We start from the raw sequence: 17,027 nt of genomic DNA on the forward strand, positions 1-17,027 counted from the left end.
ACGGTCGCTGCGGTGCGTCGACCATCATCAGTGAAAGACATCGTTAACGTGCTCATGCGGCGCGGTGACAGACCACTTCGATGTTGTTGCCATCGGGGTCGAGTACGAAAGCGCTGTAATAGTCAGGGTGATACTGCGTGCGCAGGCCAGGTGCACCATGGTTGCGGCCGCCTGCAGCGAGCGCAGCCCGATGAAACGCATCGACCTCGGCGCGGTGGGTGGCGGCCAACGCCAGATGTGTATTGCCCGGCGCCTGTGGGTCGGCGCCCAGCCAGAGAACTGGCCGCTCGATACCGAAGCCGGCGTGGGCGCGGGTGCCTGTTTGTTCTGCACTCAGCTCCGTGATCAATGCAATGTTCAATGGAGCCAATGTGGCCTGATAGAACGCCACGCTGGCGCCCAGGTCGCTGCATGCAAGTCCCACATGATCGATCACGCTCATGCCGCGTTCTCCGGCATCCAGGCCGGCGAGCGTTTTTCCAGGAATGCGCCCAGGCCTTCCTGGCCTTCGGGCGAGACGCGCAAGCGGGCGATCCACGCGGCGTTGGCGGCATCGATGGCATCGCGGTCGGCAGCCGGCAGCACAGAACGGACCAGCGACTTGGCAGTACTGGCGGCCAGCGGCGCGGCCGCCAGCAGCAGGCGCACCTGCCGCTCCACCGCAATGTCCAGTTGATCGGCCGCCACCAGTTGATGCAGCAGCCCCAACAACTGCGCGGTGCCGGCGTCGAAGATTTCGCCGGTGGCAAACCAGCGGCGCGCCTGGCGTGCGCCGATGGCGGCGATGACATACGGCGAAATCACCGCTGGCAAGAGCCCCAGCTTGCTCTCGGTCAGGCCGAAGCGCGCCTCGGTGCAGCCGATGGCGATATCGCAGCACGCCACCAGCCCCACACCGCCGCCGAAGGCTGCGCCGTTGACGCGCGCGATGGTGGGTTTCGGCAGTTCGTCGAGCGTGCGCATCAGGCGCGCCAGCGCCAATGCATCGGCGGCATTCTCGGCCTCGCTGGCGGTGGCCATGCCGCGCATCCAGTGCAGGTCGGCGCCGGCAGAGAAGGCGCCGCCGTCACCGGTCAGGATCACCACGCGAATGTGCGCCGCCGCGCCGGCCTGCTGCAGTGCGTCGGTCAACGCGGCAATCAAGGTCGCATCGAAGGCGTTGTGGACGGTCGGGCGGTGCAGTCGCAAGCTGCGGACCGGTCCCTGGTCCTCAACGATCAAGCCGGTGTCCTGCATTGCGCATACGTCCATGAATGGGATGCGAACCATGATAGCGGCACGGGTCGCCGGAGCCATGACGCGGTGCGTCGATGCTAGAATTGAGAACCATTCCTAACAATCAGGCCGTCTTTGTGACGCTGTCCGACATGCCTTTGCATCGCGCCGCCATCGTGGACTCCGTGGAGGATCGTCTCCCCAACGACACGATCGCCCGGCGCCTGCGCGAGCTGGGGTTTGTCGCAGGCGAGGAAGTGACCGTGCTGGCCACCGGGCCGGTCGGCCGCGAACCGTTGCTGGTGCAGGTGGGCTACACGCGTTTTGCCCTGCGCCGCAGCGAGGCCGCGCGCGTGCAGGTGCGGACAGACGGAGCATCGGCATGAATGCGGCGGCCGTGCCGCTGCGTCTGGCGCTGGTGGGCAACCCCAACAGCGGCAAGACTGCGCTGTTCAACCAGCTGACCGGCAGTCGCCAGAAGGTAGCCAATTACACCGGCGTCACTGTCGAGCGTAAGGAAGGGCATTTCCGTGCGCCGTCCGGTCGCGACTTTGCGGTGCTCGATCTGCCCGGCGCCTACAGCCTGCAACCGGCCAGCCTGGACGAAGCGATCACCCGCGACCTGTGCCGTGGTTTCTACCCCGGCGAGCCGGCGCCGGACGTGCTGGTGTGCGTGATGGATGCCACCAACCTGCGCCTGCATCTGCGCTTTGCGCTGGAGCTGCGCGAATTGGGACGGCCAATGATCGTGGCGCTGAACATGGTCGATGCTGCGCAACGGCGTGGCATCGTGATCGATCTGCCGGCGCTGGAGCAGGCGCTCGGCGTGCCGGTGGTGGAGACCGTCGCGGTGCGGCGCGGTGGCGCCAAGGCGCTGGTCGAGCGCATCGATGCGCAGGCCGCCAGCCTGGTGGCACCGACCGCCACGCCGCCTGCCGACGGTAACTATCATGCGCAGGTGCGGCAGATCCTGAGCGCGGCAGTGACCATGCCGACGCGGACCTCGCGCGTGGACGATGCGCTGGACCGCTGGCTGCTGCACCCGATCTGGGGGCTGGTGACGTTGGCGGTGGTGATGTTCCTGATCTTCCAGGCGGTGTATGCCTGGGCCACGCCGATGATGGACCTCATCGATGCCGGCACTGCACTGCTGGGCGAATGGGCGGGCACCACGCTGCCGGAGGGCCCGCTCAACAGTCTGCTCAAGGATGGCATCATTGCCGGTCTGGGCGGGGTGATCGTCTTCCTGCCGCAGATCCTGATCCTGTTCGCCTTCATCCTGGCGCTGGAAGAATCCGGTTATCTGCCGCGTGCGGCATTCCTGCTCGATCGCATGATGGCGGCAGCCGGCCTGTCCGGGCGCTCGTTCATTCCGTTGCTGTCGAGCTTTGCGTGCGCGGTGCCGGGCATCATGTCCACGCGCAGCATCCAGGACCCGCGTGACCGGCTCGCCACCATCATGGTCGCGCCATTGATGACGTGCTCGGCGCGCCTGCCGGTGTACGCGCTGTTGATCGGTGCGTTCATTCCGCAGAAAACCGTGTGGGGCATCTTCAATCAGCAGGGGCTGATCCTGTTCGCCCTGTATGCCGCCGCCATCGTCAGCGCGTTGTTGGTGTCGTGGACCATGAAGAAGTGGCGTCGCGACAAAAGCGAGCATCCCTTGATGCTGGAACTGCCGTCGTACCGCGTGCCGCAGCTGCGCGACCTGGCCTTGGGCTTGTGGGAACGCGCGGTGATCTTTCTCAAGCGCGTCGGCGGCATCATCCTGGCGTTGACCATTCTGCTGTGGTTCCTGCTGTCGTTCCCGGCCGCGCCGGTCAATGCGACCTTACCGCCGATCGACTACAGCTTTGCCGGCCGCATCGGCCACGCGATGGCGGTGTTCTTCGCACCGCTGGGCTTCAACTGGCAGATCTGCATCGCACTGATTCCCGGCCTGGCCGCGCGCGAAGTGGCGGTGGCATCGCTGGCCACCGTCTATGCGTTGTCGGCTGCCGATGACGACGCAGCGGCGCAGGCCTTGTCGCCGCTGATCAGCGACGGCTGGTCGCTGGCCACCGCGCTGTCGCTGCTGGTCTGGTACATCTACGCGCCGATGTGCATCTCCACCCTGGCCACGATCAAGCGCGAAACCAACTCGTGGAAGCAGATGACCATCAGTGCGGTCTACCTGTTCGCACTGGCGTATCTGGCCTCGCTGGTGACCTACCAGCTGGCCGTGTTGTTTGGCGCCGGCTGACATGGATCTTTCGCTCACCCTGCAATACGTGGTCATCGCTATCGCGGTGCTGGTCAGCCTGTGGGTGGTGATGAAAAAACAGTTCCCGAGCGCCTTGCGACGCATGCGCGGCGCGCTGGCGCTGGCGTTGCTGCGCGATGGGCGACCGGCCTGGATACAGACCCTGGGGCGACGCGTGGCGCCGCCGGCCACGCAAAGCAGTGCGGCCTGCGGTGGTTGCGACAGTTGCGGCCCAGCGCCAACGCGCAAGCACTGATCCCGTTCGCCTCGGCTAAACTTGCACGGCCGCAGGACGCGGCGTGACAGGGGGCAGTACATGCGTTTGCTGGTGTTGTTGGCGGTTTTGGCCGCGGTTGCGGGGTTGTACAACTATGGTGGCAATGCGCTCGACGAGACGCAGGTGCGCGATTTCTACGCGGCGCACGACAAGGCGATGGTGAGTCAGGATGGTGAGGCGCTCTGCGCCATGACCGCGCCGGAGTTCGAAATGGTGGTGCTGTACCGCATGGACTCCCATCAAAAACGCGAGACCACCAGTCGCGCCAAGTACTGCAAGTCCAACGGCGAGTGGGCACAGGTGCTGCAACAGATGCGCTCTGTGGCCGAGCCTGAAGAACTGATGGACTACAAGCATTCGATTACCAAGATCGAGATCGCGCCCGATGAGCAATCGGCGATGGTCGAAACACGTGCCACCCTCGGCCTGCCGGGTCTGCGCATGACCTTCCGTTCGCGCGACAAGGTGGTGCGCAAGCGCTGGAAGACCTTGATCACGCGTAGCGAAGGCACCGCCTGGGTTGGTCCGGCGTATCGGTAGCTCGTAGCGCGGCGCCTTCTTTGCTGCCGCCAAGAGTGTCTAACGACGCGACTGCGCGCAACGTCAGTTGGGCGCGGTCGATGCTCGGTGCGGCAGTGTCCACTCGTCCGCTCCGGTTCTAGGCGCGACCGTCCACACCCACCTGGCGACGGCTCGCTACGTTCTGTCAGCGCTCTACATCGCAGCACGCACGCTGCAGTGCACAGCGCCGGCGTTACGGGCGTTGGGTATGCTTGCGGCATGACGACCTCCTTCCAGATCTCCCGACGTGCGCAGGCGCTGACCAGTTCGGCGATTCGCGAAATCCTCAAGGTGACCGAGCGGCCGGAGGTGACGTCCTTCGCCGGCGGTCTGCCATCGCCGGCGACCTTTCCGGTCGAGCGCATGCGCGCGGCCAGCGATCAGGTGTTGCGCGACGCGCCGCAGGCAGCGTTGCAATACGGCCCCACCGAGGGCTATGCGCCGCTGCGCGAATGGGTGGCTGCGCGCCTGAGTCGCGATGGCGCCACGATCCGGCCCAGTCAGGTGCTGATCACCACCGGCTCGCAGCAAGGCCTGGATCTGCTCGGCAAGGTGTTCATCGACGAAGGCAGCAAGGTGCTGGTGGAGACGCCGAGTTATCTGGGCGCATTGCAGGCGTTTTCGCTGTTCCAACCAGCGTTTGTCGGCATGCCATCGGACGACGATGGCGTGGTGGTGGATGCGCTGGATCCGGCGCTGCTGGCCGATGCGCGCTTTCTGTATTGCCTGCCCAATTTTCAGAATCCCACTGGTCGTCGCCTGCCCTTGGCGCGACGTCAGGCGCTGGTCGCGCGTGCGGCCGAGGCCGGCGTGCCGATCGTCGAAGACGACCCGTACGGCGAGCTGTACTACAGCGGCGAACCCTTGCCGAGCCTGTTGTCGATGAACCCGGAAGGTGTCATCTACATGGGCTCGTTCTCCAAGGTGTTGGCGCCCGGGTTGCGGTTGGGGTATGTCGTCGCGCCGGAGGCAGTGCTGGGCAAGCTGATCCAGGCCAAGCAGGCGGCCGATCTGCATACGCCTTCGTTCACCCAGCGCATGGTGTATCAAACGCTGCAGGACGACTTTCTCGACACGCATATCCCGCAGATCCGCGCGCTATATGCGCGGCAGTGCAGTCTCATGCTGGACGCGTTGGACCGGCACTTCCCGGCGCAGGTGCAGTGGAATCGCCCCGAAGGCGGCATGTTTCTGTGGGTGACGCTGCCGCCGGGTCTGGATGGCACCGTGCTGCTGGCGCGTGCGATCGCACGCAATGTCGCCTTCGTGCCGGGTGCGCCGTTCTTTGCGACCTTGCCGCAAGTCAATACGCTGCGGCTGTCGTTCGTCACCGTGCCGGGCGAGAAGATCGATGCCGGCATCCAGGTGCTGGGCGAGGTGCTACGCGAGGCGCTGGCCGAACTGCCAGGGCAGGACGCATGACATCGCCCGCGTTGGTGTCGCAAGCGCCGGTTGCCACGCACATCGATAGTGTCGCAATTGGTGTTGCGCGCGACTTCACCCGCCCCGGTAGCCGCAGCGCGATCGACAAGCGCGTCGTGCACGGGCCGCTGCAGGTGGGTGTCGAAGGACTGCAAGGCGACGAGCAGGGCGACCGGCGCGTGCATGGCGGGCCGGACAAGGCGATTCATCATTATCCGCGCGACCACTACGCTGCCTGGCGCAACGAGATTGGCGCGCATGCACTGCTGGAAGCGGCCGGCGCGTTCGGCGAGAACCTCAGCAGCACCGGCCTGACCGAGGCCACGGTCTGCCTTGGCGATCGCTTTAGGTTGGGCACGGCCGTGGTGGAGGTCTCGCAGCTGCGTCAACCGTGCTGGAAGCTGTCGGACCGCTTCGGTGTGCGCGACATGGCGCGCCGGGTGCAGGAAACCGGCCGCACCGGCTGGTATTACCGCGTACTGCAGCCCGGTGCCGTGGCCTCCGGCGACACGCTGACACTGCAGGAGCGGCCGCATCCGAAGTGGAGCCTGTCGCGGGTACAGCAGGTGCTGTATGCACGCGAAGTCGATGTCGCGGCCATCACCGAGCTGCTACGTCTTCCGCTGGTGCCTTCTTGGCAGGCCTTGTTCGAGCGCCGCCTGCAGCGCAGCGAAGTGGAAAGCTGGAGCAGGCGCCTGACCGGCGTCGACGAATAAAAGCAGCCAACAAAACCACCGTGCTCACCGCCAGGCGGGCGCGGCCGGTGCTCGGAATTCTCTTGTACGACTCGTACGCGTCAGTTGCTGTGCGCCGTGCACACCCAGCTGACGACTGCTGGCCGCGTTTTGTTGACCAATCTAAGCAGGCGTCGCGCTCTGCGGTCATTGATTGGCCGCTGGCCACCCGCGCAAAAACCCGCGCAAAACTAACGTCACGCGCTGCGGCGGCGCTGAAGCATAAGCCATTGCCGCGCACGCACAGTCTCCACAGATGCGCGCAGCCAGCCGCGGCGCCACTGCAAACGTCAACACGCAACAAGCCACAAGTCACAAGCAGCTCCACATCCACCAAGCCACGACATCCCCAACAATCGCTCAGACCGCGCACACCGCTCTGACGACTCCCCAATCCCAAATCACCAATCCCCGCACCTTGTGCAACCCCCACCGCATCGCTAGCCTGCGGGCATGACAACGTCCCCTGTAAAAGTGTTGATCCACGGTGCCTCCGGGCGGATGGGCAAGGCATTGCTGCGCCTGGCGGCTGAAGACGACGCGTTGCATGTCGTCGGCGCGGTGGTAGGGCGCTCGCCATCGCAGCGCGTGGTGGACGGCGTGCCGTTCTTTGCCGCCAGCGAACTCGGCGGTGCACCAGCCTTCGATGTGGCCATCGACTTCAGCCTGCCGCAAGGCTTTGCGCCGATCCTGGCGCTGTGCGCGCAACGCGGTAAGCCGCTGGTGTCCGGCACCACCGGACTGGACGAAGTGCAACGCGCCGCGCTGCGCGATGCCGCGCAACAGATTCCGTTGGTATGGGCCTCCAACTTCAGCCTGGGTGTCGCGGTACTCACCGAATTGGTCGAGCGCGCCGCCGGCACCTTGCCAGGGTGGGATTGCGACATCATCGAAGCGCATCACGTCCACAAGCAGGACGCGCCATCCGGTACCGCATTGACGCTGGGCGAAGCGGCCACCGGCAGCGGGGCGCAGCCGCGGTTTGCCAGCCTGCGTGCCGGCGACATCGTCGGCGAGCACACGGTGCAGTTCACCGGGCTGGGCGAGCGCGTCGAGCTGGTGCACCGCGCCACCAATCGCGACATCTTCGCGCGCGGCGCCCTGCACGCGGCCAAACGCCTGATCGGCCGGCCGGCCGGCAGCTATCGGGTACGCGACCTGGTGCTGTAAGACATCGCGCAACCGCGTATGAACAACTGCGCGGTTATGTGGCGTATTCATGCCGCCGTTGCGATGCGCCCGGCGCATTGACTGCGCTGCAGGCTGGCAAGCCGGGGCACTTGCCTTTACAATTCTCGCTTGCCCGAACCAGCGTCGGACCGGTCCCCAGCACCGCGTCCGCGCTTTGCTGCAACCGGAATTTGGCCGGAAGCGCATCGGAGTCCCAGGCAGCCAGAGCGAGACCCCACGTGACCCAACCCGCAATCCTTGTCCTCGAAGACGGCACCGTGTTCGAGGGCGAATCCGTAGGCGCCACCGGGCTTTCCGTCGGTGAAGTGGTGTTCAACACCGCCATGACCGGCTATCAGGAAGTCCTGACCGATCCCTCCTACGCCCGCCAGATGGTCACGCTGACCTATCCGCACATCGGCAATACCGGCTTTACCGACCAGGACGACGAGGCCCGCAAGATCTGGGCCGCCGGCCTGATTGTGCGCGATGTGCCGCGCCGCCCCAGCAACTGGCGCAGCCAGGTGGCCTTGCCGGAGTGGCTGCAGGCCCGCGGTGTGGTCGCCATCTCCGGCATCGACACCCGCAAGCTGACCCGCCTGTTGCGCGAGAAGGGCGCCCAGAACGGCGCGCTGATGGCCGGCGAGATCGACGTCGAAAAGGCACTGGAAGCCGCGCGCAAGTTCCCCGGCCTGAAAGGCATGGATCTGGCCAAGGTGGTCTCCACCGAGACGCGTTACACCTGGCAGGAAGGCTCGCTCGATCTTAACTCCGACACCTTTCTCGGCCTCGGTGCCTTGAATAGTGGCAAGTCCGCACATGCAGGTGCGGACTCTGTCGAAGGACGCACGTTCAAGGTCGTGGCCTACGACTACGGTGTGAAGATCAACATCCTGCGCATGCTGGCCGAGCGCGGGTGCGACGTTACCGTGGTGCCGGCGCAGACCCCGGTGGCGGAAGTGCTGGCGATGCAGCCCGATGGCGTGTTCCTGTCCAACGGCCCAGGCGACCCGGAGCCCTGCGATTACGCGATTGCCGCGATCAAGGAACTGATCGCGCAGAAGATGCCCACCTTCGGCATCTGCCTGGGCCATCAGCTGCTGGCGCTGGCCGCCGGCGCGAAGACGGTGAAGATGACCACCGGCCACCACGGCGCCAATCACCCGGTGCAGGATCTGGATGGCGGGCGGGTGATGATCACCTCGCAGAATCATGGCTTTGCGGTGGACGAAACCACGCTGCCGGCCAATGTGCGGGTCACCCATCGCTCGCTGTTCGATGGCACCAACCAGGGCATCGCCCTGACCGACGCACCGGCGTTCTCGTTCCAGGGCCACCCGGAAGCTTCGCCGGGCCCGCGCGATGTGGGGCCGTTGTTCGACCGGTTTACCGCGTTGATGGCGGCCAGGGCCTGATGATGGCGTCGCTGGCTCTGCCGTCGCGACCGCGCCGCTGGCGTGTGTACGTGTTGGCGGCGCTGGCGCTGGCGGCCTATCCGGCGTTCGTGCTGGTTGCGGTGTATTCGCAGTGGCTCGGCGCTGGGCTGGCAGGTGGACGCAACGGCCCGGCCGATGCGTATCGGCACAGCCTTGCAAGCGCCATCGTCGCCTACACCTTGTCCCCGCGCTGCGTGGATTTGGTGACGGCGGTGATGGAGCGCGGCGGGCAGGGCAACGCCAGTCGGGCGATGGATGCCCACAACAACACGATCGGCGCGCGCATTGGCGCGGCCGCTCCGAGCTGGGCCGCGATGCAGCGAGAGGTTCGCGCCGCGGTCGACCATGGTGCGATCGATGCCCGATCGCCCGACCAGATTACCTGGCGCGCCCCTGCGGCGTGGCAGGACCGACTTTACTGAGGACCCCCATGCCAAAGCGCACCGACCTAAAAACCATTCTGATCATCGGCGCCGGCCCGATCGTCATCGGCCAGGCCTGCGAGTTTGATTACTCCGGCGCGCAGGCGTGCAAGGCGCTGCGCGACGAGGGCTACCGCGTGGTGCTGGTCAACAGCAACCCGGCCACGATCATGACCGACCCGGATATGGCCGATGCGGTGTATATCGAGCCGATCAACTGGCAGACGGTCGAAAAGATCATCGCCAAGGAAAAGCCCGATGCGCTGCTGCCGACCATGGGCGGGCAGACCGCGCTGAACTGCGCGCTGGACCTGGCCGACCACGGTGTGCTGGAGAAGTACAACGTCGAGTTGATTGGCGCCAAGCGCGAAGCGATCCGCATGGCCGAAGACCGCGAGCTGTTCCGCGTGGCGATGGGCGAAATCGGCCTGGATTGCCCCAAGGCCGAAGTGGCGCATACGCTGGAAGAAGCGCTGGATATCCAGACCCGCGTCGGCTACCCGACCATCATCCGCCCCAGCTTCACCCTGGGCGGTAGCGGTGGCGGCATCGCCTACAACCGCGAAGAACTGATCGACATCGTCGGCCGCGGCCTGGAACTGTCGCCGACCACCGAAGTGCTGGTGGAAGAATCGGTGCTGGGCTGGAAGGAATTCGAGATGGAAGTTGTGCGCGATACCGCGGACAACTGCATCATCGTCTGCGCAATCGAAAACCTCGACCCGATGGGCGTGCACACCGGCGACTCGATCACCGTGGCGCCGGCACAGACGCTCACCGACAAGGAATATCAGCGCCTGCGCGATGCGTCCATTGCAGTGCTGCGCAAGATCGGCGTGGATACCGGCGGCTCCAATGTGCAGTTCGGCATCAGCCCGACCAATGGCCGGGTGGTGGTGATCGAGATGAATCCGCGCGTGTCGCGTTCGTCGGCGCTGGCGTCCAAGGCCACCGGTTTCCCGATCGCCAAGGTCGCCGCCAAGCTGGCGGTGGGCTACACGCTGGACGAATTGCGCAACGAGATCACCGGTGGGTTGACCCCGGCCTCGTTCGAGCCGTCGATCGATTATGTGGTCACCAAGATTCCGCGCTTTGCGTTCGAAAAATTCCCGCAGGCCGATGCGCGCCTGACCACGCAGATGAAGTCGGTGGGCGAGGTGATGGCGATGGGCCGCACCTTCCAGGAATCGCTGCAAAAAGCGCTGCGTGGCCTGGAAACCGGCAAGATCGGGCTGGACCCGACCGGCCTGGATCTGGGCAGCGAAGACGATATCGCTGCGCTCAAGCGCGAGCTCAAGGCCCCCGGCCCGGAGCGTCTGTTCTATGTGGCCGATGCGTTCCGCGCCGGCATGAGCGTGGACGAGGTGTATGCGCTGTCGTTCATCGACCCCTGGTTCCTGGATCAGATCGAAGAACTCGTCAGCCACGAGCAGCAGCTGGCCGACGATGGCATGGCCGCGCTGGACGCGCCGCGTCTGCGCAAGCTCAAGCGCGCAGGTTTCTCCGATGCGCGCCTGGCCGAGCTGATCGGCAGCAATGAAGAATCGGTGCGCACGCTGCGTCGCGCGCTGAAGGTTCGCCCGGTCTACAAGCGCGTCGACTCGTGCGCGGCCGAATTCGCCACCAGCACCGCGTACCTGTATTCGACCTACGAGGACGAGTGCGAAGCGCTGCCGACCAATCGCGACAAGATCATGATCCTGGGCGGTGGCCCTAACCGCATCGGCCAGGGTATCGAGTTCGATTACTGCTGCGTGCATGCGGCGCTGGCGCTGCGCGACGACGGGTACGAGACCATCATGGTCAACTGCAACCCGGAAACCGTCTCCACCGATTACGACACCTCCGACCGTCTGTACTTCGAGCCGCTGACGCTGGAAGACGTGCTGGAAATCGTCGAGCTGGAACAGCCCAAGGGCGTGATCGTGCAATACGGCGGCCAGACCCCGCTGAAGCTGGCGCGTGCGCTGGAAGCCAATGGCGTGCCGGTGATCGGCACCTCGCCGGACTCGATCGATCTGGCCGAAGACCGCGAGCGTTTCCAGCAGCTGGTCGACAAGCTGGGCCTGAAGCAGCCGCCGAACCGCATTGCCCGCAACCCGGAAGAAGCGCTGGTGTTGGCGCGCGAGATCGGCTACCCGCTGGTGGTGCGCCCGAGCTACGTGCTGGGCGGCCGCGCCATGGAGATCGTGTATGGCGAATCCGATCTGGCGCGCTATGTGCGCGATGCGGTGAAGGTGTCCAACGATTCGCCGGTGCTGCTGGACCGCTTCCTCGACAATGCGGTGGAAGTGGACGTGGACATCATTGCCGACAAGGACGGCAACGTGCTGATCGGCGGGCTGATGGAGCACATCGAAGAAGCCGGCGTGCACTCGGGTGACTCGTCGTGCTCGCTGCCGCCGTATTCGCTCTCGCCCAAGACCCAGGCCGAGCTGCGTCGCCAGGTGGTGATGCTGGCCGAAGGTTTGAACGTGGTTGGCCTGATGAACACCCAGTTTGCGGTGCAGGTGGATGAGGCTGGCGACGATGTGGTGTTCCTGCTGGAAGTGAACCCGCGTGCTTCACGCACCGTGCCGTTCGTGTCCAAGGCCATCGGCATCCCGCTGGCCAAGATCGCCGCACGCTGCATGGCCGGCAAGACGCTGGCCGAGCAGGGCGCCACCAAGGAAATCGTGCCGGACTATTACTCGGTGAAGGAGGCGATCTTCCCGTTCGCCAAGTTCCAGGGTGTGGACCCGATCCTCGGGCCGGAGATGCGCTCCACCGGTGAGGTGATGGGCGTGGGCCGCAGCTTCAGCGCCGCGTTTGCGCGCGCGCAGGAGGCCGGCGGCATCAAGGCGCCGCCGGTGGGCAAGGCCTTCGTCTCGGTGCGCGACCCGGACAAAAAGCGCGTGCTGCCGGTGGCGCAGGCGTTGGTGGAACGCGGCTTCAGCCTGGTGGCCACGCGCGGCACCGGTGCCTGGCTGCAACAGAACGGGCTGAGTTGCGAGATCGTCAACAAGGTGGCCGAAGGCCGCCCGCATATCGTCGACTCGATCAAGAACGGCGAGATCGTCTATATCGTCAACACCACCGAAGGTCGCGCCGCCATCTCGGATTCGTTCTCGATCCGTCGTGAAGCGCTGCAGCATCGCGTGACCTATTCGACCACTGTCGCTGGCGCCAAGGCGCTGGTGCATTCGCTGGAATTCCGCGGCACCGGCCCTGTCTGGTCGCTGCAGGAACTGCACAAGGAGCTGGAAGCATGAGAGCACCCATGACCGCGAAGGGCGCGCTGCGCCTGCGCGAAGAACTCGATCAGTTGAAGTCGGTCAAGCGTCCGGCGGTGATCAGTGCGATCGCCGAAGCGCGCGCGCACGGCGACCTGAAGGAAAACGCCGAATACCATGCCGCGCGTGAGCAGCAGAGCTTCATCGAAGGCCGCATCAAGCAGCTGGAAGGCGAGCTCTCGCATGCCGAGATCATCGACATCACCAAGTTGTCGGCCGGCAGCAAGATCGTGTTCGGCGCCACCGTGACCCTGGCCGATACCGAGACCGACGAAGAGAAGCGCTACCAGATCGTTGGCGATCTGGAGGCGGACATCAAGATGGGCATGATCGCGATTTCTTCGCCGTTGGCGCGCGCCCTGATCGGCAAGCTGGAAGGCGATTCGGTCACCATCGATGCGCCGGCCGGCCAACGCGAGTACGAAGTGGTCACCGTCGCGTATCTGGATTGACGCACTGACGCCTGAGCGATGACGACCGCAACGCTGCTGCTGCCCGAAAAACGCCGTCTGCCCGGAACGCTGGACAACGCGGTGGTGGCCAGTGCCCTGGCGCGCGCCGATCTGCACACCGCCGATGCCGGCGAAGTGGCGCAGTTGCAGCGGCATTTCACGTTGACGCCAGCGCAGTGGCCGGTGGCGGCATTGACCCGGCAACTGGATGCCGGCGATGCCGCAGGCGCCACCTGGGTGCGTGCCGACCCGGCTTATGTGGTGCCGGACATGCAGGGCGCACGTCTGATGGGCTACGGCGAGGCGCTCGGTGCCACCGCCGAGGACCTGGCGGTGCTGCTGCCGATCCTCAAACCGATGTTCGGCGATGCCGGATTTGTGCTCGATGCGCCGACGCCATCGCGCTGGTATCTGCGTCTGTCGCCGGATGCCAAGCTGCCGGACTTCGCGCCGCCGGATGTGGCGATCGGCGACGACCTGTTCGAGCATCTGCCGGCCGGCGATTCTGGCCGGCGCTGGCGTGCCTTGCTGACCGAAGCGCAGGTGTTGCTGCATCAGCATCCGTGGAACGAAGGCCGCGTGGCCAGTGGCAAGCCGGCGATCAATTCGCTGTGGTTCTGGGGCGGCGGCGCACTGCCGCATGCGGTGACATCGCCGCATCGGCAGGTGCGCAGCCGCGAGTCGTTGTTGCGCGCTCTGGCACTGGCGGCCAGTGCCGATGCGCAGGGCGATCAACGCGTGGATGCGCTGGTGGACCTGCGCCATCTGCGCTCGCTGCACCAGTTCGGCGACGACGCAGTGGCACCGCTGCTGGCGGCGATGGCACGTAGCGAACTGGATCGGCTGGTGCTGGATTTCCAGGACGGCGAAACGCTGACGTTGGCACGCACGCAACGCTGGCGGTTCTGGCGCACGCCACGGCAGCAACTGGCGCAATGACCTCCACTCCCCGGATCGTCCGGCGCCCGCCAGGGCAGGCCGGAAGCTGGCCCGACGCCATGTTGCCGCTACTGCGCCGCATCTACGCATCGCGCGGTGTTCGCGATGCGCAGGGCGCGCAGCCGCGGCTGGGCCAGTTGCTCTCGCCGGAGTTGCTGCATAACAGCGACGTGGCCGCCAACTTGCTGGCCGATGCGATCGCCCAGCAACGGCGCATCCTGGTGGTGGGCGATTTCGATTGCGATGGCGCCACCGCCTGCGCGGTTGGCGTGCGCGGTTTGCGCATGCTCGGCGCGCTGGATGTGCACCACGCCGTGCCCAATCGCATGGTGCACGGCTATGGCCTGTCGCCTGCCTTGGTGGACGAGCTGGCCGCGCTGCAACCGGAGGTGCTGGTTACCGTCGATCACGGCATCGCCTGCCATGCCGGCGTGGCCGCCGCCAAGACGCGCGGCTGGACGGTGCTGGTCACCGACCACCATCTACCAGGCGAAGTGCTTCCGCCGGCCGATGCGATCGTCGACCCGAACCTGGCGGTCGACAGCTTTCCCAGTAAATCGCTGGCCGGCGTGGGCGTGATTTTTTACGTATTGCTGGCGCTGCGCAGTGCGCTGCGCGCGCGCGGCTCGTTTGCCGACCGTGCCGAGCCGGATCTGTCGGTGTTGCTGGATCTGGTTGCCGTCGGCACGGTGGCCGATCTGGTGCCGCTGGACACCAATAACCGCGCGCTGGTGTCGGCCGGGTTGCGTCGGCTGCGCGAAGGCAAAGGCTGCATCGGATTGCGCGCGCTGATCGATGCCAGCGGCCGCGATGTCGCGCGTCTGAGCGCCAGCGATATCGGCTTCGCGCTTGGGCCGCGCTTGAACGCGGCCGGTCGGCTCGAAGACATGGCGTTGGGCATCGAGTTGTTGCTCAGCGAAGACTGGAACCGGGCGCGCGAGATCGCCGCCACGCTCGAAGAGATCAATGCCGAGCGCCGCGCGTTGCAGCAGTTGATGACCGACGATGCCGAGCAGGCGGTGACCAAGGTGGTGCTGGATGCCGATGGCGCCTTGCCGATCGCCGCCTGCCTGTTCGATGCGGAATGGCACCCCGGCGTGATCGGCTTGGTCGCCTCCAAATTGAAAGACCGGTTGCACCGTCCGGTGATCGCGTTGGCCCCTGCCGAGCCGGGCAGCAGCCAGTTGCGCGGTTCGGCGCGGTCCATTCCCGGCCTGCATATCCGCGACGTGCTGGCGGCGGTGGATGCGCGTCATCCGGGTTTGCTGCAGAAGTTCGGCGGCCATGCGATGGCAGCGGGTCTGAGCATGGATCATGCCGCGCTGGCCACCTTCGAGCAGGCGTTTCAGGCGCAGGTGCACGCGATGGTGGATGCGTCGCTGCTGCATGCCGAGTTGCACAGCGATGGCGAGCTGGCCGCGCACGAACTCGATCACGTGCATGCCGAGGCGCTGCGTGTGGCCGGACCGTGGGGGCAGGGCTTTCCGGAGCCGCTATTCGACGGCGAGTTCGAGATATTGCAATGGCGTCTGCTCAAGGAACGCCATCTCAAGCTGACCTTGCGGTGCGCCGGTCGTGCCGAGCCGCTCAATGCCATCCATTTCAACGGTTGGCGCGGCAGCGAACCGGCACGCAAGGTGCGGCTGGCGTATCGGCTGGTCAGCGACGATTACCGCGGCGGCACTGCGGTGCAGTTGATCGTCGAGCATTGCGAACCGGTCGTGGTCACGGCCTGAGTCGAACGCGTGGCGACTTGCCTGCCGGCGCTGGCTTGGTATGAGTGCAAATAACTGCGGGCGCCCAATGGCGCCCGCAGCTGTCAGACAACAACGCTGTTACTTCTTGACTGCGGTCACCAGCGTGGGGAGCTGCCAGGCACCGCCGGCGATTCCGCGGCACAGACCGGAATTGGACTTGGCGGTCTGCACAAAGCGCTGTCCAGTCCAGCCCCAGCTGGCATCGACCGAGCAATCGCCCAGCCCACGTCCCTTCTGCGACGAGCGGATGGTCGACCCGCTCAGATCGGTGCCCTGCAGGGTCACCAGCACAGGTGCAAACGGCGCGCGCGCGTTGACCACCCAATACCCCATGCCGAGGTTGTAGGCACCCAGCGTGCAGGCAGCCGACACCAGCAGCTTGTCGTTGCTCAGGCGCGCGATGTTCAGCGGCTCCTGCGCGCCGCCAGGCTCCAGTGCCTGGCATTGCTCGTTGGCAGGCAGGGCGGTTTTCAGCGCGGCATACAGCGCAGGCAGACGCGCCAGCTTGGCGTCGCCGGGTTGCGCGGCAGCGAGCTTGGCCACTTGCACCTGTGGAGCCGGCAGTGCCGGCAAGACCGCCGATTCATTGCCCTTGCCCTTGCGGACCAGGGCGCCGCGGGTGCCCAGGCGGCCCTGGAACTCATCCATCTTGAGCAGCACGGCGCTGGCGCCCTGATCGGAGAGCTGCCAACGGCGGCCGTCGTTGCCCACCGCCGCAATGGCTGCGCTCTCACCGGTCAGTGCAGTCAGCAGTGCGCTGGTCTGGGCGGCGCTCAGCGTGGCGCTGCCTGTCGCGCCTTGCAGATTCAGGGGGCCGAGATCGCGCTTGCCGATGGACAGTGTCAGTGTCGAGGGAACGCTAGCCTGCTTGAGCTGACCGATTTTGAGCTGCGCGGTCACCGGTTGTGCAGCTCCGGCCTTGCGGGTCAGCAGTACGGAGACCGCCGGTTCGGTGTCCTCCGGCTGGTAGCCGGCGGCACGGCAGGTGCGGGTGTTGTCGCAGACGATCGTCCAGTCCTTGTGACTGAAGTCGATACCGGTTGCGGAGGCGGCGGCAAGTGCTGCGCCAGGCGAGAGTATCAGTGCGGCGGCGATCAGGTTGATGCGCATGTCTTTCTTTCAGGGTGG

Annotated in this window: 16 protein-coding genes and 2 other RNA genes; 15 read left to right on the top strand and 3 right to left on the bottom strand. The window is 65.8% G+C overall.

What is annotated here, in order from left to right; translation table 11 throughout:
- Positions 1 to 52 precede the first annotated feature (52 nt).
- A complete protein-coding gene (locus tag ABQU90_RS16390; RefSeq protein ID WP_323523053.1) occupies positions 53 to 442 on the bottom strand; it encodes a VOC family protein in 390 nt (129 codons plus the stop codon).
- The gene (locus tag ABQU90_RS16395; RefSeq protein ID WP_323523080.1) at positions 439 to 1,236 is read right to left on the bottom strand and encodes an enoyl-CoA hydratase-related protein; all 798 of its coding nucleotides are present in this window, start codon (positions 1,234 to 1,236) and stop codon (positions 439 to 441) included. The genes ABQU90_RS16390 and ABQU90_RS16395 overlap by 4 nt, the downstream gene beginning before the upstream one ends.
- 116 nt (positions 1,237 to 1,352) lie before the next feature.
- On the opposite strand from ABQU90_RS16395, the gene ABQU90_RS16400 reads away from it, so the two are divergent.
- The 15 genes from ABQU90_RS16400 (at position 1,353) to recJ (ending at position 15,878) form a co-directional block, all read left to right on the top strand.
- Positions 1,353 to 1,601 (top strand): FeoA family protein, encoded by a 249-nt coding sequence (locus ABQU90_RS16400; protein ID WP_055846464.1) that lies wholly within the window; start codon positions 1,353 to 1,355, stop codon positions 1,599 to 1,601.
- The gene (feoB, locus tag ABQU90_RS16405; protein ID WP_323523052.1) at positions 1,598 to 3,457 is read left to right on the top strand and encodes a ferrous iron transporter B; all 1,860 of its coding nucleotides are present in this window, start codon (positions 1,598 to 1,600) and stop codon (positions 3,455 to 3,457) included. The genes ABQU90_RS16400 and feoB overlap by 4 nt, the downstream gene beginning before the upstream one ends.
- Position 3,458: 1 nt before the next feature.
- On the top strand, positions 3,459 to 3,713 hold the full coding sequence (locus tag ABQU90_RS16410; RefSeq protein WP_323523051.1) for a DUF6587 family protein: 255 nt from the start codon (positions 3,459 to 3,461) through the stop codon (positions 3,711 to 3,713).
- Between the two features lie 60 nt (positions 3,714 to 3,773).
- On the top strand, positions 3,774 to 4,274 hold the full coding sequence (locus tag ABQU90_RS16415; RefSeq protein ID WP_323523050.1) for a nuclear transport factor 2 family protein: 501 nt from the start codon (positions 3,774 to 3,776) through the stop codon (positions 4,272 to 4,274).
- A 94-nt stretch (positions 4,275 to 4,368) separates the two neighbouring features.
- Positions 4,369 to 4,446: non-coding RNA, sX9 sRNA (locus ABQU90_RS16420), on the top strand.
- Between the two features lie 68 nt (positions 4,447 to 4,514).
- Positions 4,515 to 5,717: an aminotransferase-like domain-containing protein gene (locus ABQU90_RS16425; RefSeq protein WP_323523049.1), complete on the top strand. Its 1,203-nt coding sequence runs from the start codon at positions 4,515 to 4,517 to the stop codon at positions 5,715 to 5,717.
- On the top strand, positions 5,714 to 6,433 hold the full coding sequence (locus ABQU90_RS16430; protein ID WP_323523048.1) for an MOSC domain-containing protein: 720 nt from the start codon (positions 5,714 to 5,716) through the stop codon (positions 6,431 to 6,433). The genes ABQU90_RS16425 and ABQU90_RS16430 overlap by 4 nt, the downstream gene beginning before the upstream one ends.
- A 62-nt stretch (positions 6,434 to 6,495) precedes the next feature.
- Positions 6,496 to 6,571: non-coding RNA, sX9 sRNA (locus tag ABQU90_RS16435), on the top strand.
- Between the two features lie 333 nt (positions 6,572 to 6,904).
- Positions 6,905 to 7,621 (top strand): 4-hydroxy-tetrahydrodipicolinate reductase, encoded by a 717-nt coding sequence (dapB, locus tag ABQU90_RS16440; protein WP_323523047.1) that lies wholly within the window; start codon positions 6,905 to 6,907, stop codon positions 7,619 to 7,621.
- A gap of 239 nt (positions 7,622 to 7,860) precedes the next feature.
- Positions 7,861 to 9,036 carry a glutamine-hydrolyzing carbamoyl-phosphate synthase small subunit gene (gene carA, locus ABQU90_RS16445; RefSeq protein ID WP_323523046.1) on the top strand — a complete coding sequence of 392 codons (1,176 nt, stop codon included), beginning with the start codon at positions 7,861 to 7,863 and terminating at the stop codon, positions 9,034 to 9,036.
- Complete coding sequence (locus tag ABQU90_RS16450; RefSeq protein ID WP_115561927.1) at positions 9,036 to 9,479, top strand: DUF6973 domain-containing protein; 444 nt, start codon at positions 9,036 to 9,038, stop codon at positions 9,477 to 9,479. Before carA ends, ABQU90_RS16450 begins: the two co-directional genes overlap by 1 nt.
- Before the next feature lie 8 nt (positions 9,480 to 9,487).
- Positions 9,488 to 12,730: a carbamoyl-phosphate synthase large subunit gene (gene carB / locus ABQU90_RS16455; protein ID WP_323523045.1), complete on the top strand. Its 3,243-nt coding sequence runs from the start codon at positions 9,488 to 9,490 to the stop codon at positions 12,728 to 12,730.
- 8 nt (positions 12,731 to 12,738) lie between these two features.
- Positions 12,739 to 13,203 (top strand): transcription elongation factor GreA, encoded by a 465-nt coding sequence (gene greA / locus ABQU90_RS16460; protein WP_193552439.1) that lies wholly within the window; start codon positions 12,739 to 12,741, stop codon positions 13,201 to 13,203.
- Positions 13,204 to 13,221: 18 nt separating this feature from the next.
- Positions 13,222 to 14,142: a phosphoglycerate mutase gene (locus ABQU90_RS16465; RefSeq protein WP_323523044.1), complete on the top strand. Its 921-nt coding sequence runs from the start codon at positions 13,222 to 13,224 to the stop codon at positions 14,140 to 14,142.
- Positions 14,139 to 15,878, top strand: a complete 1,740-nt coding sequence (gene recJ, locus ABQU90_RS16470) for a single-stranded-DNA-specific exonuclease RecJ (RefSeq protein ID WP_323523043.1) — start codon at positions 14,139 to 14,141, stop codon at positions 15,876 to 15,878. Before ABQU90_RS16465 ends, recJ begins: the two co-directional genes overlap by 4 nt.
- A 99-nt stretch (positions 15,879 to 15,977) precedes the next feature.
- On the opposite strand, the gene ABQU90_RS16475 is transcribed toward recJ, so the two are convergent.
- Positions 15,978 to 17,009, bottom strand: coding sequence for a DUF1176 domain-containing protein (locus ABQU90_RS16475; protein ID WP_323523042.1), 1,032 nt, complete (start codon positions 17,007 to 17,009; stop codon positions 15,978 to 15,980).
- Between the last annotated feature and the right edge of the window lie 18 nt (positions 17,010 to 17,027).

It is taken from the genome of Xanthomonas sp. WHRI 10207, assembly GCF_040202975.1.
GTDB lineage: Bacteria > Pseudomonadota > Gammaproteobacteria > Xanthomonadales > Xanthomonadaceae > Xanthomonas.